Raw genomic sequence first — 23,958 nt, 5'->3', positions numbered from 1 at the left:
GCTGACCCGCGATGACGAATGAGAAACCCTATGACTAACGACTTGACGCGTAAATCCGCCGTCGAACTCGCTTCGCTGATTGCGAGCAGGTCGGTCAGTCCCGTCGAGGTGCTGGATGCGCATCTGGATGTTATCGCGCGCGTCAACCCGAAGCTCAATGCCATCGTCACTTTGGCCGATGCCAGCGCACGGGCCGCGGCGGAAAATGCCGAAGCAGCAGTGATGCGCGGCGATCGCCTTGGCGCGCTGCACGGGCTGCCCGTGGTGATCAAGGACATCACGCCAACGGCCGGCATTCGCACCACATATGGCTCGCCGCGGTTTAAAGATCACGTCCCTGCGGAGGATGCTGAAGTCGTGCGGCGGCTGAAAGCCGCCGGGGCCATCATTCTAGGCAAGACCAACACTCCTGAGTTCGCTGCCGGAGCCAACACCTTCAATGACGTATTCGGCGTCACGCGCAATCCATGGAATTCGGCGCTAAGCCCATCCGGCTCATCCGGTGGTTCGGCAGTCGCTGTTGCCACAGGGATGGCATCGCTGGCGCAGGGCACTGACTTTGGATGCTCGATCCGGATGCCGGCGTCGTTTAATGGTATCGTGGGTATTCGTCCGACACCGGGGCTCACCCCGAACTACCCGATGCCATTGGCTTGGGATCCCGGCCAGGTACATGGCCCTTTGGCACGCACGGCGGAAGACGCTGCGCTGATGCTGGATGCAATGATTGGCTTCAGCCGACGCTCGCCAATTTCAGTGGCGCCGCCATGGTCGAGTGCGTTCACGATCGTCGACACCGTTCAGGACTTGAAAGGGCTCCGCATCGCTTATGTCTCGGATATTTCCGGGATAGGCGTGGATAATGAGATCGATGTGATCTGCCGCGCCGCCACAATGTCGCTGCGGGATGCCGGTGCAACGGTCGAGGAAATCCATTTTGATATGTCGGATGGCAAGGCTCCGTATCAGGCGTGGCGAGGGCTTTGGATGGTTGGTCAGCAATATGAAAATCTCGATCAACTCGAGGAGTTCGGCATGAACCTGAAGCACAATGTAGAGGCCGGTCTGAAGATTACGGCGCTGGATTTTGCCGCGTCCGAGCAGAAACGCATGGAATTGTTCCTCGAATTTGCCAAGTTGTTCGAGGGTTTTGATCTCCTGATGACGCCTCAATCGCCGGTCAAGCAGTTCCCGGTGAACATGAACTATCCGACCGTGGTCAACGGCAGAACGCTCGACAACTATACCGACTGGATTGCAGGATCATTCCTCGTCACCCTCATGAGCCTGCCGGCTGGCTCGGCGCCTGCAGGACTCACGAGCGAAGGCCTGCCGACCGGCATTCAGGTCGTTGGACCACGTTTCGAAGAACCACTCATTCTGTCGGCGATGAAGTTCCTGCAGCTTGCCCATCCGATCGGCTGGCCACCGCACCGATAGTTGTGCCGCCCGCTTTATCGTAATGCGATGATACGAATGCCTATGTTATCCGCAGGCAGGAGAGGATCGATGCGGGGAAGTGCGCGTTGCATCGATCCATTTCGATCTGTGTCTTTGTCTACTGTGCGAAGTTCGCTGCGATCCGCTGCTGCAGGTAATCGTGCGCGGAGATCGGGTCGTAGATCTTGCCTGGGCCCTGAATCATCGCATCCTTGTTCGCCTGGCAAAAGAATGGAAGAGAATAGCGCGGGCCTAGATATTCGTCGGCCTTGGGCATCCGCACGCGGTGTAGAGTCGAGAGGAGCCGATCGTCGCTCCAGCGGCGTAACATATCGCCAATGTTGCAAGTGATGACGCCCGAAGCCGGTTCAACATCGGTCCATTCCAATTCGGCAGATTCCTTACCCGGGCACAGCTGTAGGCCGCCCTGGCCAGGGCGTTGGTGCAGGAGCGTCAGGCAATCAAAATCTGTATGGGCTCCGGCTCGCCAGCCGGTATAGTCCTCAGGCTTGGCGTTCGTCATCGGCAAGTAATGCAGCAGTCGCAGAGTGCTCTGATATTCCGCGGATTGCGGATCGTGCGCTTCGGCGAAGAAATCTGGCTTAAAGCCGAGTTTGAGTGCGAAGCACGACAACACCTTCATGCCGACCGCCCAATTGGCGCGTTCAAACGCCAGCATCGCGGCCTTGAATCCAGGGATTTCGTCACCCGTCGGCCACAGGTGAGTCATCCGAGGCAAAGTGATTTGATAGGATTCTTTATTGTCCGCCGTTCCCGTGGATGGGCGAAATTGGCTTTTGTACTCCCAGCCGGCATTGGTGCCTTTGCCGAGTGGGTACTTTGCCTTTACGTCCGAGGCGAGCGCAAAAAACTTCGCGGTCATATCGAAGGCCTCGTCGACCTGCTCTTGCGGAATGCCGTGATTGATCAGCTGGAAAAAGCCGATCTCAGTCGACGCAGTCCAGAGCTGGTCGGCAATCTCCTGCTTTCGGACTTCGAAACTGGCAAGGTCAATACGCGGGATGTCCCGGTGCTTGAGACCACCAACACCGCCAAAATTAGTTTCCTGGTTCAATTCGTCGAGGGCGTACCCGGCGTTGCTTTTTGTTGTCATGTCACACTCCATCATCGGCCAAGGTGCGAAACTGCAGGAGCGAGGCGTAATAACCTAAACGGCATGATGATGCCGTGTGATTATCGCTACTCCTCCCGTTGAACAGGATCGCTGCAGATCTGACGGACTGGAAAATGAACGATAGAATTGCATCTTGCCGGCGCCAGAACGAAACAACGATCTTTGCCGAGCAATGTCCCGAACCGCCCTGGTTCTGACCGCTTCTACTCTGAGAGTAATTCACCAAGAAGCGCTCACCCCGGCAAGCCTATAGGATGGGCAGTGCGCTGAAAAATTTCTCTGATCGCTCATTATAACGTCGTCCTGAGGCGGCTTCACTATTTGTCAGCCGAACGCCGCGCCAGTGGATGGTAGAGCCGACCGCGGCGCCCGCTATTGGCGCAAAGCGGACATTTCTCGATCCAGTGTGGTCCGCCGGACCGGCTCGCTCTGAAGAGGAGCGCGATGTCGGCGGACGCAATTCGTTTCGTCGCGGGTCACGCTCCCAAGATCTCTCCGAACCGAATCCACGCCTTGCCGTCCCACTTCTGCAACTGGACTTGCGTCAGTGGGCGATATTTAGTTGGGCTGGTGTTGACCAGGATGCCGGGAAGCAGCGTCGGCACGACGACGTCCTTGAGGTTCGTCGCCTGGTGTTGAGCGCCGGTCTGGCTCCGCCTGCAGCAGTCATGCCTGCGGCCGAAAAGTTGACAGGCCAGACTGGAGAGCTTCACCGGGCTGTGCTCGCGATCTGTGCGGGATTGAAAGAAGCACGGGATCATCTAACAGATCTCGAACAAGTCGTCGGTGATGGCGACATTGGCATCAGCCTTGCGCGCGGTGCCGCAGCGATCGAAATCGAATTAGATGGCTACGATAGCAGAAGCGCGGCACACCATCCTGCGTGCGATCTCAGCAACCGTGCGCCGCTCTGTCGGCGGCACTTCGGGTCCACTCTATGCGCTGTTCCTGTTGCGCGCCGCTGAGGCCCTTGACGGCCGAGCGACGATCGATATCGCAGCCTGGGCGCATGCTTTTGCCGAAGGATGTCGCGGTATTTCGGAGATCGGCGGCGCGAGCGAAGGCGACCGCACGATGCTGGACGCCATGATCCCGGCGGCACAGGCGCTTGCGAGCGCTGCGACCGCCGGTTTGGATCCTGACGCTGCACTACAGGCGATGGTTCATGCCGCCGAGCGCGGTCGCAACAAGACTTCCGAGATGATGCCGCGGCGAGGGTGCTCAAGTTATCTTGGGAGCCGAGCAGTCGGACATGTCGATCCCGGTGCAGCAGCTGTTACAGTATGGTTGACGGCGGTAAGTCGGATGATCGGAAGATAGAAGATAACTCGACATCGATGTTTGTCGTCTCACTTGGAAGCAAAATGAAAATGGCTTTTCGAGCGATCTTCTCACGCTGGATCAAGTGGCTTCGCGCTGATCTCTGGCGTGGATTTCAGGGGATGGTTGTCCCATTTCCACGGGAATTGCTTCTCGGAGCTGCCCGCTCTGAAGGCAGGCGGGCATAAGCGAGCGGCTGCTCATCCGACCATCGAGGATGATCCTTTGCGGACATTCCCTAAATCCCATGGCCACTCCCGGTATAGCCCTGAATTCCTTTCAGGCCGCAGAGTTCGGACTCGCGCCTTGCTTGGCAATCGCCATTTGGCGCGCGAGGCACCCACGTTCTCAATCAACCGGGAAAGCCCATATTCCCGAGCGCATAGAGCCTAACTGAATCCTTTCGCCGATTCGCGGGCTTGTCAGAGCCGATGCCTCGACGTTGAATTCACCGGCCGCCGTTTTGACCCGCAGCAATCGCCGTGCCCCCCGATAGGTGGAGGCTGAGACCTCGCCTCCCCAGACGGCATCGGCCCCTTCGAGGTTGATGTGGAAATTTTCCGGGCGGATCAGTACCCGAACTCGATCTCCTTTGCTGAACGCGCTATTGGCAAATCCGTATCCCTGCCATTCTTGTCCCGACAACGACAATCTGACGATGCCGTCATGCGCATGATCGATGTCAGTTACGGTTGCATCCAGCATGTTGGGGGAGCCAAAGAAGCTGGCAACGGCTTCGGAGGCGGGCTGTTGGTAGATCTGTTCCGGCGAACCCGTCTGCAAGATAGCTCCGCGCTGCATGACCACCACGCGATCGGAGAGCGCCATTGCTTCGTCCTGATCATGGGTGACGTAGAGTGCAGTGATGCCAAGGCGCTTTTGCAGCGACCTGAATTCGTCTCCCATCTGGGTTCGCAGCCGGGCATCGAGATTGCTGAGCGGCTCATCGAGCAGAAGGACCTCAGGTTCAAACACGAGTGCTCGCGCGATCGCGACTCGCTGTTGCTGACCACCTGAAAGCGCAGTGGCCGCCCGTTCGGCAAAGCGTTCCATCTCGACAAGTCTGAGCGCCGTCTCGACGCGCTGCTTAATCTCGCTCTCGGGTCTTCTACGGACGCGAAGCGGATAGGCTACGTTATCGAACACCCGCATATGCGGCCAAATCGCATAGGACTGGAATACCATCCCCAAACGTCGACGATCCGGTGTTACATGAACGCCCTTGGCGGGATCATTGACGATCCGATTCCCAATCGAAATTCGTCCGGCGCTGGTTTCTTCAAGACCGGCGACCATCCGCAATGTGGTGGTCTTACCGCAACCGGAGGGACCTAACAGCGTTACAAATTCGCCAGTAGCGATTTTGAGATTAACGCCGTTAACCGCCGCGAGGCCACCAAACATACGTGAGACATTTTCAAGAACGACTTCGGACACGTTGGACCCCAGGTTACAGCGTATTGATGTAGCGTTTGATGAGATGTTGCTGCACCCATCGGAACAGAAACACGAGCATCATCATCATCAATCCGACGACACTGACCGCCTCGGCCTGTCCATTCTCCCACATCCGAAGGATCACCACCGAGAGAACCTCGGAGCCCACCGAATAGAGAAAAACAGATGCGCTCAATTCCCGCATGATCCCGAAGAACGTCAGTACCCATCCGACGGCAAAGGATGGCCACGCCAGCGCAATCAGGATTCGCCAGAGAGTCTGCCACCATGTGGCGCCATGGACGCGCGAGCATTCCTCAAGGTCAAACGAAAGCTGGCGATAGGCGGACGACATGACACGTACCGCCACAGGCGTGCCCAGTGCGACATATGCAATCAACAGCGCCCACATCGTGCCGTAGATCGAGATGAAGGAAGGAAGAAGGGCAAATCCCCACAGGAAGCCGACGGCCAGCACCATGCCGGGCATCATCCATGGTAGCCAGGCGAGCACATCAATGACCTGTCGCCCTTGCCATCGCGTGCGCGTCGATATGTAGGCCACGATAGCGCCCAGAACCATGGTTGCCGACGCGCCGCCCAATCCGAGTAATAGAGTGTTGCGAAATGCGCGCCAGATCTCACCGTTCGAAAATACCGATCGGTAATGATCGAGCGTCAGCATATCCCACTGATAAAACCCGAAGAACTGAAAGAACGATCCCAACAGAAGTTGACCGATCGGCAGCGCAACGCTGACCAGGAAGAACGCCACGCAGATGGCGAACGTCACCCATCGCCAACCGCCGAGATCGACGACGCGGGGGGAGTAGCCTTTTCCGGTAATGGTTTGAAAACTCCTGCCGCGCAGCAATCGCCATTGCCAGATCACCAGTAAAAACATGATGCCCATGATGACGAAGCTCAAGGCGCTGGCGAACTGATAATTCGGTATCTGCTGGTGATTGATTGAGTTGTAAATCTCGGTTGTGACCACATCGATCTTCGCGGGTGTGCCGAAGAACAGCGGTGACTCGAAGTTCTCAAGCCCTCGAATGAAGCTGAGAAGGAACGCCGTCACGATTGCCGGCAGCATCAGTGCAAACGTCACTTTGCTGAACGTTCGCCATTGTGATGCGCCGCACATCCGACTCGCTTCTTCAAGCGCCGGGTCCATCGACCGAAACGCTTCGACGATGAAAAGAAAGAGAAAGGGGGTGGAATATTGCAGCATGTGCCACACCACGCCACCATAGGAATAGACATTGACCAGAGGATCGGCGGAGCCAGTGATCCACTGCCAGACCAGGTTGATGACGCCGACCTGAGGATTGCCAAGCATGCCCCAGGCCATGGCCGTCAGGATTGGCGGCACAAAAAATGGCAATGTGATCAGAATTTCGAGAGTCGCCCGAGCGGGCGTATTGGTGCGCGCGATGATCCAACCGAACAGCACTGCCAATGCAAGCGCGATGACCGTTTTGATGAGCGATATTCCCACCGTATTCAGGAATATGTAGGCCGTGCGCCAGGTGAAGACCTGAGCGTATCCGGACAGATCGAAGGTGCCGGCCACGCCCGGGGGCGTGGTGTGAAAGCTGCCGTAAAGCAGCATCGAGATTGGATAAAGCGAGAGAAAGGCGAGCAGCAACGTCAGCAGGGTCAGCGCGATCCGCCGCGGCAGCTTGCCTTCCAGCAATCCCGATAGCCGTGTGCGAGGCGGAGCTGCCGCGCGCGGGATTTTTTCGTAGGCGGGAAGTGCCGTCATCCTACTGATAGAGTTTCTTGGCGAGTTCCATCATCGCCGGCCGCTCTTCGAGGCTCGCTTGGCCCATCAATTTAGCGTCGGCAAATGGCTTGGCATCGTCATTTGCCTTCTCGGCGACGCCGCTCACGACCGGCAGCATCCATCCATTGGCGTAGAGTAACTGCGAATCCTGCTCAAGAAAATGATTTACGAGCAAGCGCGCCGCATTGGGATGCGGTGCGTTTTTCAACATGGCGAATTCCATCGACGCATATGGCGCGCCTTCTTTCGGGATTACGACCTTGATCGGAAGTCCCTTGAGATCGGAGGCGAATGCGAAGACCTGTGGAATATAGATGGGATACTCGCCTCGCGCGACGCGGCGGGCGTCGTTGCGCATGTCGCGGCTGAAAACCGGTTTTTGCGCTGCCAGCTTTTCGTTAAACGCTGCGCCCATCTTGTTTTGCAACACGGCGAACATTGCATTTCCGCTGCCCAGCGGGCGCATGTCGTCCGAGAGGATCTTGCCGGCCCATTTGGGATTGTTCAGGTCAGACCAGCTCTTGGGCTCGTCGCCCGGTGGGACCAACCTGGTATTGATCAGAATACCCATCGGCTGGACATAACCGGGAATCGTGAACTCGGTTCGTTTGAACGGTGCACGGAGTTTACTTGCGTTCGGAATTTCACCGATCTTCTGGATATAGTCGCCGCTGTTCTGCTGCGCCTCGATCATGGTATTTGTGATGAGTTCGATATCGCCCGTGTATCGGCCTGCGGATTGTTCGGTACGAACGCGTTCGGCCAGTTCGCTTGCGCGCAGGTCGAGACTCTCAACCCGGATACCGTATTTGGCCTCAAAGGACTTCAGAACCGCGCCATAATACGGAGCGCCCAGTGCCATACTGTATATGACGACTTTGCCTTCCTTCTTCGCCGCATCAATGACGGCATTCCAGTCCTCGGCCTGGGCATTCAGCGGTATCAATGCTGCAGCGGTCAAGCATGCAAGAAAACCTCGCTTCAGAAATCCCATGTGTTCCTCCAGATTTTATATTTTTGTATTTTTATACTTCGACGACGATGTATTGCGCTTCAACCGAGACGGCGAAGGTCTCGGCCTGCAGCAAATCCTCCGTTAAATCTCCGCCATCCTCGACTTTGATCTTGAAGCGACGAACCTTGGTACGGCGCGGATCGCACCATGACTGGCCGGTTCGAATATCGAACTCCCAACCGTGCCATGGGCATCGCAGCATCTCACCCTTGCGGCTGAGCTGATAACTGCCAGGCTCGCTGGATTCAGCCAGTCCGACGACTCGCCCCGCGCAAAGCGATGCCCCCTCATGGGGGCAGCGATTTCCGATTCCGAAGAATTCGCCATCCAGATTGAAGATACCGATCTCGCGACCGGCCACCTTAACGACCTTGCGCTGTCCTGGTGCGATCTCGTTCACGGTGGCGACGACGTGGCGTGCCATCAGGTTATTCCGTAGAATTTTTGTGCGTTGCCAAACAGGAGCTGATCGCGCTGCATATCCGTCAGCGGCGCTTTAAAAGCGTAACGCGGATCATCGAAATCCCAGTGTGGATAGTCAGTTGAGAACAGGATTCGGTCCCAGCCGACCCTGGTGAACAGATCGAGCAGATGTGTTGCGCGCTCTGGTTCTTCCATCGGCTGGGTGGTGAACCAGATATGCTCGCGTACGTACTCCGAAGGGGGGCGCTTGAGATGCGGTACCTCGCTGCGAAGACGTTGCCAGTGCTTGTCCATCCGCGCGCTCAGCGATGGAATCCAGCCGAGCCCGCCCTCCATGATCACGATACGCAACCCCGGAAACCGCTCGAATACGCCTTCGAAAACGAGGCTTGTGACAACCGCCTGCATTGTTTCAGCGACCGCGTGGTGCTCCTCCATGTAGTAGGACGGCCAGCCTCCGGCGGTAGAAGCATGGCCGTTGGTGCCGCCGACATGGACGGCGATCGGCAGGTTGTTGCGCTCGGCGGCTTCGAAGATCGGCCAGTAGCGGCGGCGGCCAAAAGGTTCGTCGGTGCGCGGCAAGATCAATATCTGTGCGAAATTGGGATCACCTGCGCAGGCTTCAATTTCGGCGACCGATCCGACCGCATCTTCCTGGGCGATCAGGATGGACGCCTTCAGGCGAGGTTCGTTCTTAACCCATCGCTCGACCTGCCATTTGTTCATGGCCTGCGTGAGCGCCACGCCGAAGTCGAGGTTCCGCTGGCTGGAGGGATTCCAGCGCAGCGGGATCAGCATGCCGTGGTTGATCCCGTTGGGATCGAGATGCTGCTGCTGCATCATCGCGAGGCTCGAGCCGGGCGGACCACCTTCTTCAGGGTAAGCGTCGACCCGCGCAGCGTCCGGCGACATCCGCGGATGCGTCAATGCTTCCGAAAACGCGTGGCGCAGATGACTGCCATAGACCGAGAGGTGATCAATCCAGCGTCGGGCGAGATAGGGATGGATCTCGGTCCATGCCGTCATTGCCGGATGAATGTCGCAATCGATGACCCGCAGTTTCGCTTTGGTCGGGCGATCCGTATCAGCTTCAAGGATGCTCATAGGCTCGCCTCCACTGCCGTTTTGGCCTTGGCCAATCGCGGATAAGTCGCAAGCGCATTGTCGCAGATAATCTTGCGCAGCAACGAATCCGGCAGTTGGTCCGGCAGGGCGTTCTCGCCGTCGAACTGCCAATGCGGGTAGTCGGTCGAGAACATGAACAACTCGTCCGACTTGAGATGATCGATCAATCGCAAGATGCCTTCGGCCTCATTGGGGGCATCGATCGGTTGCACCGTGAAGCGGACGTGATCGCGGATAATCTCGGATGGTGCACGCGTGACCCAGGGGACTTCGGCCCGGACGCCCTTCCAGGTCTTGTCGGCCCGCCAAATAAATCCGCTCAACCAAGTTAGGCCGGACTCGATTGCGACCACTTTCAACTCAGGAAATTTGGAGAAAACACCTTCCGAAATCAGGCTCTGCAGTTGATTTTCGAACGCCGCGGACTGCGCGATATAGTCCTCGACATAATAGGACGGCCAGCCGACCGCGGTCGGCGCATAGCGATATGCGCTACCGGCGTGCACGCCGATCGGCAGTCCCAATCGTTCCGCCAGTCGGTAGATCGGCCAGAGCTGACGCCGGCCCAGCGTTACCTCGCCCGACACCAGCATGAGTACTTGTACGAAGCGCGGATCGTCGGCCCTGCGCTCGATCTCCGCCACCGCCAACTCGGTATTGTGGGTCGGGATTACGATCGAAGCGCGTAGTCGCGGATCGCGGTTCAGCCATTGGTCGCGAAGCCAATCATTGGTGGCGCGGCAGAATGCGGCGGCCATATCTTCGCTGTGCATGACCTGGGCGCCATAGAGGCAGTTCAGGATCCCGAACTGCGGCGCATAGCGATCAAGCACGTGGACCTGCATCGCCCGCAGCGACGATCCTGGCTTGGTGCCGTCGTCCAGCTTCCAATCCGGGCGGCAGGACAGTGGGGCATTCTGGGGATAGCTGGTCAGGCTCAGATTCAGACGGTCGAGCGCCCGAACTGATACCATTTCTCGCCAATAATCATCGAGATAGGGCAGCAGAACGTGCATTCCAGGGAGCGCTGGATGCAGATCGCAATCGATTGCGCCCGCATACCGGGTAGGAGAACCCGATGAGGTTGTTTGACTGGCTGTGGCCATTTGCTCCCTCGCCTGTTGGTGTTTGTTGTTTTGAAAGGAGAAGCCTGCTTATATTGATGCATCAATAAATGTACTGTCAACGATTTTGATCCAGATCAAATCCGTTAAGAAAGGAACTTGTAAACATTGTTTTCCGCCACGGTTCGGGGTCTGACATGGGTTTGAACAAGCCAGCTGCAAATAGCGTCTTGCCGGCTCGGCCGCGCTCTGGAGGGCTGCTCGCGCAGCAGCACATCACCGTACTTATGGTCAGTATCGGCATGCGCCTCAATCGGGGGGCTTCGGCGTTCTATCGCGCGGAATGGAATCTCAGCATGGCCGAGTGGCGGCTCCTGCTGGCGCTCAACAGCACCCAGTTCCTCAACGTCGGAGCGTTGTCGGAAGCCGCTGATTTGGACAAGGCAGCGGTCAGCCGCAGTCTTGTCCTGCTCGAACAACGCAAGTTAGTCACGGTTGAGCAGACAAGAAGCCGCGGTCGGGCCGCCATTGCAAAATTGACGGCCGAGGGGAAAAAGCTCTCTGCGCGGCTGCTGCGAGTTTCGCGGCAACGACAGGCGCATTTGTTCAGGAATTTCAAGACGGCGGACCAGCAGCGCTTGAACGAGCTGCTCTGGGAGCTCTCGGAGGCTTTGGAGAACTCTGGGTGGGATGATCTGCCGCCGGCGACGCTTCCCTGATGCTTACGAACTGCCGGCAAGAGCGCAGGATACGCCGGCGCCGAAGTTGAGGCCAAGGCCGCGAAAGCGGACTCTGGTCGGGGATTTCTGATGAGCCAGTGGGATGGTGCAGACGTCACGACGCCGCCCGTCAAAGGTCGCGTGTACCAGTGGCGTGCCCCGCAAGTTCGGAGCCAAAGCGAGCTCAAAGTCGGAGTCGTATTGAAGCGCTTCGCGAAACTACGGTCTTTTTTGCGGAGAGCAGGGGCTGGCTAAACCGGTCTCGGGTTGTCGTCGTTCAGCTTCAATGTGCCAACCACAGAACCCCTGCGAACAAACAGCGTCAATAGGTCTCGAACAGGCTCAGAAGTCATTGATTTCAAACTAGATGGTAGCCAGAGAACAGCGCTCTAAACGCAGGGGTCTCAGGTTCGGATTTCCGCCAAGTTTAAAAGCTAGGTACAGAAACCGACGCGCTAATGACAGTATTGTCATGCTCATTCCGAGGAATGAGTGGAACTACAGATCGCGCTACTAACGCTTCCAGGCCATCAGAAATCCACCATCGCTTCTGGAGAGATTGCGGGACCGGCGAAGGCAGAAGTACGCCTCGGCTTGATGGTGGTCCTCGGTCGCCTGGAATTCGACGGCAAAGAGGCCGCCCGGGTGATCACTCCCGACGACTTCCAAGTCCCGCCGCTGGCACCCGCTAAGCGCTCCCGGCGCGTGTTGTTTCAATGGTGAGAGCGGCCTCGTCAACAAAATAGATCCCCCTCACTTTTCTTGAGCCCGAAAATCGGCGAAAAAATCGAGGAGAAATTCGATAGGTGTATCAGGGAGATGTAAGATCGTGTCGTTTCCAAAACGAAATCGAGTCGTTCTTAAAGCGGAAATCGAGTCGTTTTCAAAGTGTCCGCATATATCTGAAATCATTGGTGGGCCCGGCAGGACTCGAACCTGCAACCAGACCGTTATGAGCGGTCGGCTCTAACCATTGAGCTACAGGCCCCGCCGGCGTCCAGCGGGTGTGAGGACCGGGGACGGCGGTGCAGGCATTCCTTATATCGGCCATCGCCTGTGGGCAATGCCGCGTTCCCGGGGCCGGAACTTTGGCTGGGCGGTGGCGTTTGTCTGCGCAATTTCAACGTAGGGAGGCGCGGGTGTTTCGCTGGGCTGTCATCTGTCTGATTATTTCCCTGATTGCCGGCGGCCTCGGCCTCGCCAACATCTCGGCTTTCGCCAAGAAGCTCTCGATCATCCTCTTTGCGCTGTTCTTCCTCGGCTTCCTGGCCTTGCTGGGCTTTGCCTATCTCGTCGCCGGGGCGGTCAGTAGTTCTGAGCTGCTGCCCGCCATGGTCGCGGTAAGCGTCTAGGTCAGTCGCCCTGGATCAATCGGCCCCGGCTCAGTCGACCGACACGCCGGCGAATTCCACCACCTTGCGCCATTTCTCGGTTTCGGCGGCAACCAGTTTGCCAAATTCCTCGGGCGTCATGGGCTTCGGCACGCCGCCGGTCTCGGCGAGCCGTGCGATCAGCTTCGGATCCTTCAGCGCTTCGCCCACGGCCTTGTTGAGCGTGGCAATCACCTCCGGCGGCGTGCCCTTGGGCGCGGAGATGCCGTAGAAGCCGATGGACTCGAAGCCCGGTACCGTCTCGGCAATGGCCGGGACATCCGGCACGATGGGCCAGCGTTGCGGCGAGGTGACGCCGAGCGCGCGCACCGTCCCGCCGCGCGATTGTTCGAGCGCTGTGGGCAGATTGTCGAAGATCAACTGCACCTTGTTGGAGATGATGTCGGGAAAGGCGATCGCCGAGCCGCGATAGGGCACGTGGATCATGTCGCATTTGGTCATCGCCTTGAACAATTCGGCTGACATATGCACCGAGGTGCCATTGCCCGACGACGCATAGGAGATCTTGCCCGGATTGGCCTTGCAGTAGTCGATGAACTCCTGGACCGTTTTCACGGGCATGCCATTCGACACCACCAGCATATTGGTGAGCTGCATGATGCTGGCGACCGGCACGGTATCGCGGATGAAATCGTAAGGCAGCTTCTTGTAGAGCGAGGCCGAGATTGCATTGTTCGGCGCGACGAACAGCAACGTGTAGCCATCCGGCGCCGAGGTCACGGCCGCGGCGGCAGCCAGATTGCCGCCCGATCCTGCGCGGTTTTCCACGACGAATTGCTGGCCGAAATGATCCGACAGCCACTGCGCCATGATCCGCGCCACGATATCGACGGGGCCGCCGGCAGCGAAGCCGATCAGCCAGCGCACGGGGCGATCGGGATAGCCGGCGGCAGAGGCGGGGAGGGTCGTCGTGGTAAGACTCGCGAAGCCGACGAGACACAGCACAGCAGCACGCAGAAAAGCGATCATAGTTCCTCCCAGACATGAAAATCGCAGCACTGATGCGCGACGTTGTTAGATCGGGCTTGCCACCCGTTACCTCCATGCTTTCATAGAATTCGGATTTTGCCTACAAGCTTGGTCGAACGATGCAGGCCGAACGACGTCAGGTGCCCCATGAAAATGATGCCGCTTCTTTGCGCAGCGCTTCTGACAGTCACAACGGCCGTTGCGCAGGAGGGAGCCAGACCGATGTCGACCACCACGCCTCTCAGCTTGAGTCTCGGCACGGCGACGCCCGGCGGCGGTTTCCCGCTCTATGGCGACGCCTTTGCCGAGGTGATGAACAAGGCCGACCCATCGCTGACGCTGGCCACGCGCAACACCAAGGGGTCGACCGAGAACATCCCGTTGCTCGAAGCCGGCCAGCTCGATCTCGCTTTGGTGGCCGGCGAGCCCGCCTATGAAGCGTTCAAGGGCATCGGCCGGGCGCCGACGAAGCTGAAGATCATCACCGCGCTCTATTCCAATCCCGGCATGTTCGTGGTGCGCGCCGACAGTCCCTACAAAACGATCCGCGATCTCGTCGGCAAGCCGATCGCCTTCGGTGCGAAAGGCTCCGGCCTCGTGTTCCTGTCGCGCTATGTGCTGGACGGGATTGGCCTCGATCAGGACAAGGATTTTCAGGCGGTCTATCTCGACCGCGCCGGCGACGGTCCGGCGATGGTGCAGGACGGTCGCGTGGCCGCATTGTGGGGTGCAGGCCTGGGCTGGCCCGGCTTCAAGGCCATGGGTGAAAGCCCCGGCGGCGCGCGCTTCATTGCGCCCGATGCGGCGGAGATCGCGCAGATCCGTGCCAAGCACGCCTTCCTCAAGCCGATGCTGGTCGAAGCGAACAGCTATCCGAACCAGCCGGCGCCGATCGCGTCGGTGGGCTCATGGAGCTACATCCTCGCGCGTGAAACGCTGCCGGATGATGTCGCCTATCGCCTTGCGAAGACGCTGCATGGCGCCGAAGCCACGCTCGGCGCGCGGCTCGCCCAGGCGAAGGAGACGACGGCTGGGAATACGGTGGCGTCAGCGCCTGATGTGGCGCTGATCCATCCGGGTGTGCTGAAGTATTATCGAGAAATTGGGTTGGTGAAGTAGCCGTTCTTTCTTCTCCTCTCCCCCAGCGGAGCAAAGCTCCGCGCAGCGTAGCTGCGCCAGGTGGGAGAGGGTGGACGCGCGCCGAAAGGCGCGCAGACGGGAGAGGGCGACCACGAACTCCGAGTTCTGTGCACCCCTCTCCCGTCCGCGCTACGCGCGGCCACCCTCTCCCGCGAAGGGAGAGGGAAAGCGGAGCGCCTTGGCTGCGTTCGTCGCTGTCCTACTTCTTCCCCAACACACAAGCCGGGTCCGGCGGTCCAAATGCTTCCTCGCCGGAAATCTTCGCGAGGATCTTGTAGTAGTCCCACGGATATTTCGATTCCTCAGGCGACTTGACCTGCACCAGCATCAGGTCGTGCACCATTAACCCGTCCTCGCGCAGTCTGCCGTTGCGTGCGAAGAAATCCTCAATCGGCTTCTCGCGCATCTTGGCGGCGACCTTCAGCGGTTCGTCGGTGCCGGCCTCTTTGATGGCGTTGAGATAGACCATGGTGGAGGAATAGACGCCGGCCTGCCACATGGTGGGCATCCGCTTGGTCTTCTCGAAGAAGCGCTTCGACCAGGCGCGGGTCTTGTCGTCCATGTCCCAGTAAAAGGCGGTGGTCAGCAGCAGGCCCTGTGCTGTCTGCAGCCCCAGCGAGTCGATGTCGGTGATCAGCGCCAGAAGCGCGGCCATCTGCTGGCCGCCCTTGAACACGCCGAACTCGCCGGCGGTCTTGATCTCGTTGATGTTGTTCGGCGGGCCGCCGGCAATGCCGATGATCTTGGCCTTCGAGGCCTGCGCCTGCAGCACGAAGGACGAGAGGTCCGACGCGCCGAACGGCGGGCGCACTGAGCCGATCACCTTGCCGCCGGTCTTGGTGACGACTGCCGCCGCATCGCGCTCCAACGCATGGCCGAAGGCGAAATCGTCGGTGATGAAGAACCAGCTGTCGCCGCCGCGCTTCACCACTTCCTGCGCGGTACCCACGGCAAGTGCGCGGGTGTCGAACACCCATTGCATCGTGTAGGGCGAACAGAACTTGCCGTGGAAATCGGCGGCGCCGGTGGAGTGGGTGATGAACAGCCGCTTGCGATCGTTGGCGACGTTCTGCACCGCGAGGCCGACGGCGGAGACCGGCACATCGACGATGATGTCGACCTGATCGACGTCATACCAGCGCCGCGCGAGACTGGCGCCGACATCGGGCTTGAGCTGGTGATCGCCGATGATGATGCTGATCGGCTTGCCCAGCACGCTGCCGCCGAAATCATCCACGGCCATTTGCGCGGCGGTCACCGAGCCCTGGCCCGATGGCGTCGAGGCCGGGCCGTTCATATCGGTGAGCACGCCGATCTTGACGACGTCGTCGGAGATCTGGGCGTGTGCGGATGTGGCGAACAGCGCAAGCGCAAATGCGCCGGTGAGTGAAAGTTGTGTGACGGTCAGTCTTTTCAAACGCATGAATATTGCCTCCCCGATGCTTTAGCTGTGCGACGCGTGACATGCACGTCCCAACTTTGGGCCGATCATGCAGCAGGTGTGAGGGCGCAACAAGTACGATAGCGCATGAAATTCAATGCTTGAAATAGCAGGCGAGCAGAGCTCATCGCAATGCTTTGACATATTGTAGTTGTATGCTAGTTCCCCGCGCGCCCACCGGTCATGCCACATCACGCGCTTGCCTTTCGACTCGTTCGGAATGCAAGTTTTCTGCGCCCGGATCGAACGAGATGCGATCTCAACACGACACAAGCAAGCGCCTTGCCAGAGGTGCCTGATTGACAATTCGCCCCGCAAATCCGGGCCTCCATCAACTGCTGCCCCGGAAATGGAAGGTGCCCGGCAAGGGTGCCGACGCGATCATCCCAAAGTTCTGAATACCGAGAGGTCACCGGTGCAAAAGACTGCGTTTTCGTCCAGAGACTTGCCGCTTCATCTCGGCGAGAAGGCCAAGTTCGACCTCTGGCAGGATATTCACGTTGCGGAAATCTGGTCGGTCGAATACGCGGTGTCCGATAAACTGTCTTTCGAAGCTGTAATCGAGGCCACGAGTATCGGACCGTTGGTTCTCGGTCAGATGGCCGGAACGATTAAGCAGGCGACGAGAAAGGCGCGTAATATCGCCGATGATGGCAATGATAGTTATCTCCTGCTGATCAACAAGGCCGGCACTGAGCTGGCTGGTGGGCAGGTCGGTCGCGACTATTCCGTCGGCCGGGGGGAGGCAGCCCTGGTCACGGCATCCGAGCCGCTGACAATGTTCGGCGCCGACGAGAATGTCTGGATGAACGTGGTCGTCCCACGCGCAGTTCTGACCCAGGCATTTCCGCATATCGACAATAGGTTGGCTCTGAACATCGGCGTCGACAATGAAGCGCTCGGTCTTCTCAAGCGCTACTGCCAGCTTCTCGAGTCCGGACCGGTCCTCACGAATCCGGCTCTCCTCACGCATGCGGAGACGACGCTGATCGATCTGATCGGCCTTGCGACTGGTGCGAAGGGCGAGACCGCCGAACTTGCAGGCCTTCGCGGCCTGCGCGCGGCGAGGTTGCAGGCGGTTCTGGCGAGCATCGCCGACAATTACGCGAATCCCGGCATTTCAGCACAAGGCGTGGCGCGCGAGCTGAAACTGTCGCCGCGCTATGTTCATGATCTCCTGCAGGAAACCGGAGTCAGCTTTTCCGAACGCGTGCTCGAGCTGCGCCTGCAGAAGAGCTATCGGATGCTGCAGGATCGACGGAGCGACGGCATGCGCATCAGCGAGATCGCCATGATTTGCGGCTTCAACGATATCGCCTATTTCAATCGCTGTTTCCGTCGCCGCTTTGGCGGCACGCCGAGCAGTGCGCGTTAGGCGCGTTGCGCGGCAGACACACCGCTGCGGAAAGCAATCCATTTCACTGCAGGACAATTTCATTGCGTTGCAGCCAAAGACGCCGCTGCGCTGCAGATGCGACATCTGGTGCATGGCTACCGTATCGCAAGGGGAATCTATGTTTGCACGTTCGACCATCAGCGCCATCGGAAGACCCCGGCGATATCTGACGAATGCCAGCCATCTGGCGCTCGCGATTGGCTGTGTGGCGCTTGTGGGCATTGCCCCGGCTATGGCGGTCGACTGGACGGGGACGACATCGACGGACTGGTACACACCCGGAAACTGGGATCTCAATGTTATCCCGACGTCGGCCGATCCAGCCGTTATCAACACAACGGGAGCCAATCCGACGCTGATCAGCGGCGGGACTGCGTTCGCCAATGGTATATCGGTCGGCCTCAACAATAATGGCATGCTGACGATCTCGAACGGCGGCACGCTGGCGAGCAACCAGGCCTTCGTCGGCAATTTGTTTGGTTCGACCGGCACAGCCACAGTCACCGGCGCTGGCTCGGTCTGGAACGCCGAGGGCATGGTGATCGGCTATCATGGCGCGGGCACGTTGAACATCTTGAACGGTGCGGCCGTCGGCACCTCAGTGTGGGAGTTCTCTCTCGGAGATCATTTTGGTGGTTCCGGAGCGGCGACGGTCGATGGCGCAGGTTCGATTTTGACCGCCAGCGATTTTGTTGTCGGCAACGGTGGAACAGGCACGCTGGTGGTTTCGAACGGCGGCACGGTCGTTGGTACAACATGGACGAGCTATATAGGGCAGGCCGCAGGTTCGGTTGGCACAGCAACGGTCACAGGTCCGGGCTCGCATTTGATCGTCGCTAACAATGGCCTCGCTGTCGGTCAAATGGGAAACGGCACGCTCACGATTGCAAATAGCGGTGTCGTATCGGTCAGCGGCAATGTGATTGTTGGCTTTCAAGCAGGCTCGGTTGGTACTATCAATATTGGCGGCGGCACCGGAGCGGCAGCGGTGATGCCTGGCACGCTCGACGCTTCAAAGATCGTGTTCGGCAATGGTGCCGGCGCGATCAATTTCAATCATACTAGCACGGGCTATACTTTTGCGCCGGTCCTGGACGGGGCCGGGACGATCAACCAGATCGCTGGCACGACAATTTTCACGGGCGATTCGGTTAACTTCTCCGGCGCTACGAACATCACTGGCGGCCGGCTGGCCGTGAACGGATCGCTCGCCAATTCGATAGTAACGGTTTCGGGCGGCGGCATTCTGGGCGGCATCGGCACCGTCGGCGGCATCGTCGCCAATAGCGGTGGTATCGTCGGCCCCGGCAACTCGATCGGCACGCTGAACGTCAACGGCAATGTCACCTTTGCGGCCGGATCGACCTATCAGGTGGAGACCAACGCAGCCGGGCAGTCGGACAAGATTGCGGCAACCGGGATTGCGACGCTGAATGGCGGCACGCTGCTCGTCACCGGCGCTGCGCCCATCGGCAGCCAGCTCACGGTTCTCACGGCAGCCGGCGGCATCAATGGCACCTTCGCCGGTGCCGGTGGAGCAACAACGTCGCCATTTCTGGCCTATGGCCTGACCTACGATTCCACTAACGTCTATCTTGGTATCACCCGCAGCAACGTCGCGTTCGCCTCGGCTGGCCTCACCCGCAATCAGATCGCCGCCGGCAGCGGCGCAGACAGTTTGCCGCTTGGACATTCGCTGGTGGGCTCGCTCGTGCAGCTCGATCTGCCGCAGGCACGGCGAGCGTTCGACCAGATCTCCGGTGAGATTCATGCGTCGGCCAAAAGCGTGATGATCGAGGACAGCCGTTTTCTGCGCGAAGCTGCCATCGACCGGTTGCGCGCAGCGTTCGACGGCGTCGGCGCAGCTGCCGCGCCGGTCACGACCTATGTCGACGGCCGGCCGGTGCTTGCGCCAGCCACGACAGACGGCATCGCGGTCTGGGGCCGCGGCTTCGGCTCATGGGGGCAGTGGAACGGCGACGGGAATGCTGCAACCGTCAAGCGTGATATCGGTGGTTTCATGGTCGGCGCAGATGCGCCGTTCGTCGACGGATGGCGCGTCGGCGCGATTGGCGGCTACAGCCGATCGAGCTTCCGCGTCGCCGATCGCAATTCCTCCGGCGCCAGCGACAACTACCATGGCGGCCTCTATGGCGGCACGCAGTGGGGCGATCTCGCTTTCCGCTCCGGCCTTGCCTATACGCGGCACGATCTCTCGATCAATCGCTCGGTGGGGTTTCCGGGCGTCGCCGAGCTGCTCAGGAGCGACTACAGCGCCGGCACCACGCAAACCTTCGGCGAGTTCGGCTATCGCGTCAGGGCAGGGCGGACGCCGCTCGGCCATCTCGCTTTCGAGCCTTTCGCCAATCTCGCTTATGTGAATCTGTCGACCGATGGTTTCATAGAAAAGGGCGGCGTCGCCGCGCTCACCAGCCGGAGCGACACCACCGGCGTCACCTTCACCACGCTGGGGCTCCGGGCGTCGACCGGCTTTGATCTCGGCAACGGAATGACCGCGGCAACGCGTGGCATGCTCGGCTGGCGCCACGCCTTCGGCGACGTCACGCCGACCTCGACCATGGCCTTCGCCGGTGGATCGCCGTTCACCGTTGCTGGCGTGCCTATTGCGAGGAATGGCGCCGTCGCTGACCTTGGCTTTGACGTCAACGTCACGCCAAACGCCGTGCTCGGTCTCACCTATGGTGGTCAGTTCGGCTCCGGTGTCACCGACCAGACCTTGCGGGGCAATTTCGCTGTCAGGTTCTGATGCGATCGCATCACTCGAGAGGTCGCCTGACGGCCGCTTCTCGGGCCGATGTCATTCCCAACGGCGATGTGCCGTTAACCGCCATCCAGCTTCGCCAACCGTTCGGCTTCTGCGATGTCATCCATCGTATTGGCATTGAAGAACGGATCGACGGGATCCGTCGGCCATTCCACGGTTGCGAGTCTGTAGCGGGATGTCCAGCGGCCGACCTTGCGGATGTCCTCGTTGACGAGCGCGTGCCGTAACTCATGGCGCAGGGAGACATCCCACAAGCCGACGACGGGGTGCGACTGTCCGGCCGATGACGCGACAGCAAGCTGCGCATTCTCCGCGATGCGGGCCTGATGCAAACGCGAGACGAGATCGCGCGGCAGGAACGGGCAGTCGCCGGCGACGCTCAGCATCCAGGAGACGTCCGGTCGGTTGGCAGCCGTCCATTCCAGACCCGCAAGGATGCCGGCGAGGGGGCCGGGATAATCCGCGACGTCGTCGGCAATCACCGGCAGACCGAGGGCCGCAAATCGCGCGGGGTCGCCATTGGCATTCAGCACCAGCCCATCGCATTGCGGTGCGATGCGGGCGATCACACGGGCCAGGATCGTCGTGCCGCCGATCTCGCGCATCGGCTTGTCGCCACCGCCCATCCGGCGCGCGAGACCGCCCGCGAGGAGCAGGCCTGGAGTGGCCGGATATGTATTCGTCATCGCCATACCGCTGCATATGACATTTCGCGCCAGCCCGATATAACGCTGTTACACCAAGTGGAACCGCGCGATGCCCGTGACCAAGCTCGACCTGACCGGATTGAAATGCCCGTTGCCTGCGCTGATGACGCGCAAGGCGATGAAGGCACTGTCGGTCGGCGATCGGCTCGAAGTCCACTGCACGGACCCCCTCGCAGTGATCGACATCCCGGCGTTGATCCAGCAGAGCGGTGATCAGATCGAGACCTCTGAACGCAGCGGCGATGTGATGATCTTCTTCATCGAAAAACGAAATGCTGCGATTGCAAATCGCGATTGAATTGCTGCGATGCAGTGGAAATCATTGAGAAATTTTCGCTCCTGATACCTTTGGACTATCGACTCCCGCAGTTGCTTCTGGCCCTGTTCTAACGTGCGAGCGTGCGTGAATCTTTGTCCGCGCGCCGCAGGGGAATTGACGAAGCGACTTTTTCAAATCGCAGACCGGCTCAGAAGGGTCGGCTGCAGGGGAGAACTTTCATGACAAGTGTGGGCAACGCCGGAACACTGTCTGGCACCAAGCCAGGATTGCTGGAACGCGAACGCATCATTGCGACCGCCGGCTTCAACCGGTGGCTGGTTCCACCTGCTGCACTCTGTATTCATCTCTGTATCGGCATGGCCTACGGCTTCAGCGTGTTCTGGCTACCGCTGTCGCAAGCGATCACGACACCGGCGTCGAAGGAAGTGTGCGATGGCATGAGCCTCGCCACCGAGCTTTTCACCACCACCTGTAACTGGAAGGTCGCCAGCCTCGGCTGGATGTATACGCTGTTCTTCGTGCTGCTCGGCGTCTCCGCTGCCATCTGGGGCGGCTGGCTCGAGCGGGTCGGTCCGCGCAAGGCGGGCTTCGTTTCGGCGATGTGCTGGTGTGGCGGTCTCGTGCTCGGTTCGATCGGCGTCTACACGCATCAGCTCTGGCTGCTGTGGGTCGGCTCCGGCGTGATCGGTGGCGTCGGTCTCGGCCTCGGCTACATCTCGCCGGTGTCGACGCTGGTGAAGTGGTTCCCGGATCGTCGCGGCATGGCGACGGGCATGGCGATCATGGGATTCGGCGGCGGTGCGATGATCGGCTCGCCGCTCGCCAACCTGCTGATGAACTATTTCAAGACCCCGACCGATGTCGGCGTCTGGCAGACCTTCCTGGCTATGGGCGTCATCTACTTCGTGTTCATGACCATTGGCGCGTTCTCCTATCGTATCACGCCACCAAACTGGAAGCCGGAAGGCTGGACCCCGCCGGCAACAGCAAATGCGATGATCACCACGGGTCATGTGCATCTCGACAATGCGCACAAGACCAAGCAGTTCTGGCTGATCTGGGGCGTGCTCTGCCTGAACGTGTCGGCAGGCATCGGCGTCATCGGCATGGCATCGCCCATGCTGCAAGAGATCTTCGCCGGCAAGCTGATCGGTGCGCCTGACCTCTCCTTTAGCCAGCTCTCGGCTGCACAGAAGACCACGATCGCCGGCATTGCCGCCGGTTTCGCCGGCCTGATCTCGCTGTTCAACATCGCCGGCCGGTTCTTCTGGGCGTCTTTGTCGGACAAGATCGGTCGCAAGAACACCTACTATACGTTCTTCATCCTCGGCATCATCATGTATGCGCTGGTGCCGACCTTCGCGGCGATGGGCAGCAAGGTTCTGTTCGTCGCGGCCTTCGCCGTCATCCTCTCGATGTATGGCGGAGGTTTCGCCACGATCCCGGCCTATCTCGCCGATATCTTCGGCACCCAGTTCGTGGGCGCGATCCATGGCCGTCTGCTGACGGCCTGGGCGACCGCGGGTATCGTCGGTCCGGTGGTGGTGAACTACATTCGTGAATTCCAGATCGCCGCCGGCGTGCCGCGGGCGCAGGTCTATGACTTCACGATGTATATCCTCGCCGGCATGCTGGTCCTGGGCCTGATCTGCAATCTGCTGGTGAAGCCGCTGGCGCCGCACTGGTTCATGAAGCCGGAAGAAGTCGCTGCGCTGCAGGCCAAGGGTGCCGCAGCCGCATCGACCGGCGGTGGCTCCTATGGCATCGGCAAGGGCGGTTTCGATGGCAGCGCCATCGCCTTCTGGGCCTTTGTCGGCATCCCGCTGTGCTGGGGCGTCTGGCTGACGCTGCAGAGCGCAGTCCGCATCTTCCAGTAAGACGTTTACGGGACCGGCCGCGAAAGCTTCCGGTCCCGTTCCACATCTGACGAACAATCTTAAAAACAAGCACATTCGGGGATAACGATGACACGCATCACTACGGGCCTCGTGGCCGCACTGTTCGTTGTAACTTCAATGGGCGTTGCCTCGGCACAGGCGCCGGCGACGCCGGCAACTCCTGCTGCGCCCGCCAAGATGAAGCTGAACAAGCAGAGTCTGAAGGACATGAAGGCGAAGTGGAGCGCCAACAAGGGCAAGCTCAAGGCCTGCCGCAAGGACGTCAAGGTCAAGGGTCTCGCCGGCGACGACCGCTGGTTCTACATCCAAGACTGCATGGCCAAGAGCTGAGCGAGCGCTGGCCTTTCCGGCACTTCCCAGCCTCCTGATCTTTATGCCGCGCTTATGAACGAGCGCGCCTGCTCGTCTCGATTTCATATGTCGTTGTCCGCATCTTCCCGGCATCCCGACGCGCTCCTGCGCCAGGGTGTTGAGAAGACGGACA

22 protein-coding genes and 1 tRNA gene are annotated in these 23,958 nt (G+C 59.6%); 11 read left to right on the top strand and 12 right to left on the bottom strand.

The window, feature by feature from the left end; translation table 11 throughout:
* Positions 1-18: 18 nt before the first annotated feature.
* The gene (locus AB8A33_RS18550) at positions 19-1,440 is read left to right on the top strand and encodes an amidase (protein ID WP_439094069.1); all 1,422 of its coding nucleotides are present in this window, start codon (positions 19-21) and stop codon (positions 1,438-1,440) included.
* Between the two features lie 118 nt (positions 1,441-1,558).
* Here AB8A33_RS18550 and AB8A33_RS18545 read toward each other — a convergent pair whose 3' ends face one another.
* On the bottom strand, positions 1,559-2,554 hold the full coding sequence (locus tag AB8A33_RS18545; RefSeq protein WP_439094068.1) for an isopenicillin N synthase family dioxygenase: 996 nt from the start codon (positions 2,552-2,554) through the stop codon (positions 1,559-1,561).
* 497 nt (positions 2,555-3,051) lie between these two features.
* Complete coding sequence (locus tag AB8A33_RS18540; protein WP_439094067.1) at positions 3,052-3,288, bottom strand: hypothetical protein; 237 nt, start codon at positions 3,286-3,288, stop codon at positions 3,052-3,054.
* A 133-nt stretch (positions 3,289-3,421) separates the two neighbouring features.
* Here AB8A33_RS18540 and AB8A33_RS18535 point away from each other — a divergent pair, with 133 nt between their 5' ends.
* On the top strand, positions 3,422-3,895 hold the full coding sequence (locus AB8A33_RS18535; protein ID WP_439094066.1) for a dihydroxyacetone kinase subunit L: 474 nt from the start codon (positions 3,422-3,424) through the stop codon (positions 3,893-3,895).
* Between the two features lie 348 nt (positions 3,896-4,243).
* Here the strand turns inward: AB8A33_RS18535 and AB8A33_RS18530 are convergent, their stop codons facing one another.
* From AB8A33_RS18530 to AB8A33_RS18505, 6 genes are read right to left on the bottom strand one after another with little or no spacing between them, the layout of a single operon-like run.
* Positions 4,244-5,332: an ABC transporter ATP-binding protein gene (locus AB8A33_RS18530; RefSeq protein WP_439094065.1), complete on the bottom strand. Its 1,089-nt coding sequence runs from the start codon at positions 5,330-5,332 to the stop codon at positions 4,244-4,246.
* Between the two features lie 13 nt (positions 5,333-5,345).
* On the bottom strand, positions 5,346-7,100 hold the full coding sequence (locus tag AB8A33_RS18525; protein WP_439094064.1) for an ABC transporter permease: 1,755 nt from the start codon (positions 7,098-7,100) through the stop codon (positions 5,346-5,348).
* Between the two features lies 1 nt (position 7,101).
* The gene (locus AB8A33_RS18520; protein ID WP_439094063.1) at positions 7,102-8,115 is read right to left on the bottom strand and encodes an ABC transporter substrate-binding protein; all 1,014 of its coding nucleotides are present in this window, start codon (positions 8,113-8,115) and stop codon (positions 7,102-7,104) included.
* Between the two features lie 31 nt (positions 8,116-8,146).
* Positions 8,147-8,560: a Rieske (2Fe-2S) protein gene (locus AB8A33_RS18515; RefSeq protein WP_439094062.1), complete on the bottom strand. Its 414-nt coding sequence runs from the start codon at positions 8,558-8,560 to the stop codon at positions 8,147-8,149.
* A complete protein-coding gene (locus AB8A33_RS18510) occupies positions 8,560-9,663 on the bottom strand; it encodes an amidohydrolase family protein (RefSeq protein WP_439094061.1) in 1,104 nt (367 codons plus the stop codon). Before AB8A33_RS18510 ends, AB8A33_RS18515 begins: the two co-directional genes overlap by 1 nt.
* Positions 9,660-10,790, bottom strand: coding sequence for an amidohydrolase family protein (locus AB8A33_RS18505; RefSeq protein ID WP_439094060.1), 1,131 nt, complete (start codon positions 10,788-10,790; stop codon positions 9,660-9,662). The genes AB8A33_RS18510 and AB8A33_RS18505 overlap by 4 nt, the downstream gene beginning before the upstream one ends.
* Before the next feature lie 155 nt (positions 10,791-10,945).
* On the opposite strand from AB8A33_RS18505, the gene AB8A33_RS18500 reads away from it, so the two are divergent.
* Together AB8A33_RS18500 and AB8A33_RS18495 are read left to right on the top strand one after the other, a co-directional pair.
* Positions 10,946-11,467: a MarR family winged helix-turn-helix transcriptional regulator gene (locus AB8A33_RS18500; RefSeq protein ID WP_439094059.1), complete on the top strand. Its 522-nt coding sequence runs from the start codon at positions 10,946-10,948 to the stop codon at positions 11,465-11,467.
* Between the two features lie 492 nt (positions 11,468-11,959).
* Positions 11,960-12,190, top strand: a complete 231-nt coding sequence (locus AB8A33_RS18495) for a hypothetical protein (protein WP_439094058.1) — start codon at positions 11,960-11,962, stop codon at positions 12,188-12,190.
* 189 nt (positions 12,191-12,379) lie between these two features.
* Here AB8A33_RS18495 and AB8A33_RS18490 read toward each other — a convergent pair.
* A tRNA-Ile gene (locus tag AB8A33_RS18490) sits at positions 12,380-12,455 on the bottom strand.
* Positions 12,456-12,606: 151 nt separating this feature from the next.
* On the opposite strand from AB8A33_RS18490, the gene AB8A33_RS18485 reads away from it, so the two are divergent.
* Positions 12,607-12,819, top strand: a complete 213-nt coding sequence (locus tag AB8A33_RS18485; RefSeq protein ID WP_439085951.1) for a DUF1328 domain-containing protein — start codon at positions 12,607-12,609, stop codon at positions 12,817-12,819.
* Between the two features lie 30 nt (positions 12,820-12,849).
* Here AB8A33_RS18485 and AB8A33_RS18480 read toward each other — a convergent pair whose 3' ends face one another.
* A complete protein-coding gene (locus AB8A33_RS18480; RefSeq protein WP_089267473.1) occupies positions 12,850-13,827 on the bottom strand; it encodes a Bug family tripartite tricarboxylate transporter substrate binding protein in 978 nt (325 codons plus the stop codon).
* Between the two features lie 147 nt (positions 13,828-13,974).
* Between AB8A33_RS18480 and AB8A33_RS18475 the strand changes: the two genes are divergently transcribed.
* The gene (locus AB8A33_RS18475) at positions 13,975-14,946 is read left to right on the top strand and encodes a TAXI family TRAP transporter solute-binding subunit (protein WP_439094057.1); all 972 of its coding nucleotides are present in this window, start codon (positions 13,975-13,977) and stop codon (positions 14,944-14,946) included.
* 220 nt (positions 14,947-15,166) lie between these two features.
* Here the strand turns inward: AB8A33_RS18475 and AB8A33_RS18470 are convergent, their stop codons facing one another.
* A complete protein-coding gene (locus tag AB8A33_RS18470) occupies positions 15,167-16,390 on the bottom strand; it encodes an ABC transporter substrate-binding protein (RefSeq protein WP_439094056.1) in 1,224 nt (407 codons plus the stop codon).
* A 433-nt stretch (positions 16,391-16,823) separates the two neighbouring features.
* Here AB8A33_RS18470 and AB8A33_RS18465 point away from each other — a divergent pair, with 433 nt between their 5' ends.
* Together AB8A33_RS18465 and AB8A33_RS18460 are read left to right on the top strand one after the other, a co-directional pair.
* On the top strand, positions 16,824-17,783 hold the full coding sequence (locus tag AB8A33_RS18465) for a helix-turn-helix transcriptional regulator (protein ID WP_439094055.1): 960 nt from the start codon (positions 16,824-16,826) through the stop codon (positions 17,781-17,783).
* Positions 17,784-17,922: 139 nt separating this feature from the next.
* Positions 17,923-20,571 (top strand): autotransporter outer membrane beta-barrel domain-containing protein, encoded by a 2,649-nt coding sequence (locus AB8A33_RS18460; protein WP_439094054.1) that lies wholly within the window; start codon positions 17,923-17,925, stop codon positions 20,569-20,571.
* A 74-nt stretch (positions 20,572-20,645) separates the two neighbouring features.
* Here AB8A33_RS18460 and mobA read toward each other — a convergent pair whose 3' ends face one another.
* Positions 20,646-21,275, bottom strand: a complete 630-nt coding sequence (mobA, locus tag AB8A33_RS18455; RefSeq protein WP_439094053.1) for a molybdenum cofactor guanylyltransferase MobA — start codon at positions 21,273-21,275, stop codon at positions 20,646-20,648.
* A gap of 70 nt (positions 21,276-21,345) precedes the next feature.
* Between mobA and AB8A33_RS18450 the strand changes: the two genes are divergently transcribed.
* The 3 genes from AB8A33_RS18450 (at position 21,346) to AB8A33_RS18440 (ending at position 23,804) form a co-directional block, all read left to right on the top strand.
* The gene (locus tag AB8A33_RS18450) at positions 21,346-21,594 is read left to right on the top strand and encodes a sulfurtransferase TusA family protein (protein WP_089267468.1); all 249 of its coding nucleotides are present in this window, start codon (positions 21,346-21,348) and stop codon (positions 21,592-21,594) included.
* 200 nt (positions 21,595-21,794) lie between these two features.
* Entirely contained in the window at positions 21,795-23,453 is a 1,659-nt protein-coding gene (locus AB8A33_RS18445; RefSeq protein WP_439094052.1) for an OFA family MFS transporter, read from the top strand.
* 87 nt (positions 23,454-23,540) lie between these two features.
* The gene (locus AB8A33_RS18440; RefSeq protein ID WP_439094051.1) at positions 23,541-23,804 is read left to right on the top strand and encodes a hypothetical protein; all 264 of its coding nucleotides are present in this window, start codon (positions 23,541-23,543) and stop codon (positions 23,802-23,804) included.
* Positions 23,805-23,958 lie beyond the last annotated feature (154 nt).

Origin of the sequence: Tardiphaga sp. 813_E8_N1_3, assembly GCF_051811025.1 — a bacterium.
Taxonomy (GTDB): domain Bacteria; phylum Pseudomonadota; class Alphaproteobacteria; order Rhizobiales; family Xanthobacteraceae; genus Tardiphaga.
Note: the sequence above shows the minus strand (reverse complement) of the source record. Positions and strands in the feature narration are given on the sequence as shown.

Bases quoted from the DNA above. Each gene is read 5' to 3' on its own strand.
- AB8A33_RS18550 (WP_439094069.1), top strand. From the start codon at position 19: ATGAGAAACCCTATGACTAACGACTTGACGCGTAAATCCGCCGTCGAA.
- AB8A33_RS18545 (WP_439094068.1), bottom strand. From the start codon at position 2,554: ATGACAACAAAAAGCAACGCCGGGTACGCCCTCGACGAATTGAACCAG.
- AB8A33_RS18535 (WP_439094066.1), top strand. From the start codon at position 3,422: ATGGCTACGATAGCAGAAGCGCGGCACACCATCCTGCGTGCGATCTCA.
- AB8A33_RS18525 (WP_439094064.1), bottom strand. From the start codon at position 7,100: ATGACGGCACTTCCCGCCTACGAAAAAATCCCGCGCGCGGCAGCTCCG.
- AB8A33_RS18520 (WP_439094063.1), bottom strand. From the start codon at position 8,115: ATGGGATTTCTGAAGCGAGGTTTTCTTGCATGCTTGACCGCTGCAGCA.
- AB8A33_RS18515 (WP_439094062.1), bottom strand. From the start codon at position 8,560: ATGGCACGCCACGTCGTCGCCACCGTGAACGAGATCGCACCAGGACAG.
- AB8A33_RS18510 (WP_439094061.1), bottom strand. From the start codon at position 9,663: ATGAGCATCCTTGAAGCTGATACGGATCGCCCGACCAAAGCGAAACTG.
- AB8A33_RS18505 (WP_439094060.1), bottom strand. From the start codon at position 10,790: ATGGCCACAGCCAGTCAAACAACCTCATCGGGTTCTCCTACCCGGTAT.
- AB8A33_RS18500 (WP_439094059.1), top strand. From the start codon at position 10,946: ATGGGTTTGAACAAGCCAGCTGCAAATAGCGTCTTGCCGGCTCGGCCG.
- AB8A33_RS18480 (WP_089267473.1), bottom strand. From the start codon at position 13,827: ATGATCGCTTTTCTGCGTGCTGCTGTGCTGTGTCTCGTCGGCTTCGCG.
- AB8A33_RS18475 (WP_439094057.1), top strand. From the start codon at position 13,975: ATGAAAATGATGCCGCTTCTTTGCGCAGCGCTTCTGACAGTCACAACG.
- AB8A33_RS18470 (WP_439094056.1), bottom strand. From the start codon at position 16,390: ATGCGTTTGAAAAGACTGACCGTCACACAACTTTCACTCACCGGCGCA.
- AB8A33_RS18460 (WP_439094054.1), top strand. From the start codon at position 17,923: ATGTTTGCACGTTCGACCATCAGCGCCATCGGAAGACCCCGGCGATAT.
- mobA (WP_439094053.1), bottom strand. From the start codon at position 21,275: ATGACGAATACATATCCGGCCACTCCAGGCCTGCTCCTCGCGGGCGGT.
- AB8A33_RS18450 (WP_089267468.1), top strand. From the start codon at position 21,346: ATGCCCGTGACCAAGCTCGACCTGACCGGATTGAAATGCCCGTTGCCT.
- AB8A33_RS18445 (WP_439094052.1), top strand. From the start codon at position 21,795: ATGACAAGTGTGGGCAACGCCGGAACACTGTCTGGCACCAAGCCAGGA.
- AB8A33_RS18440 (WP_439094051.1), top strand. From the start codon at position 23,541: ATGACACGCATCACTACGGGCCTCGTGGCCGCACTGTTCGTTGTAACT.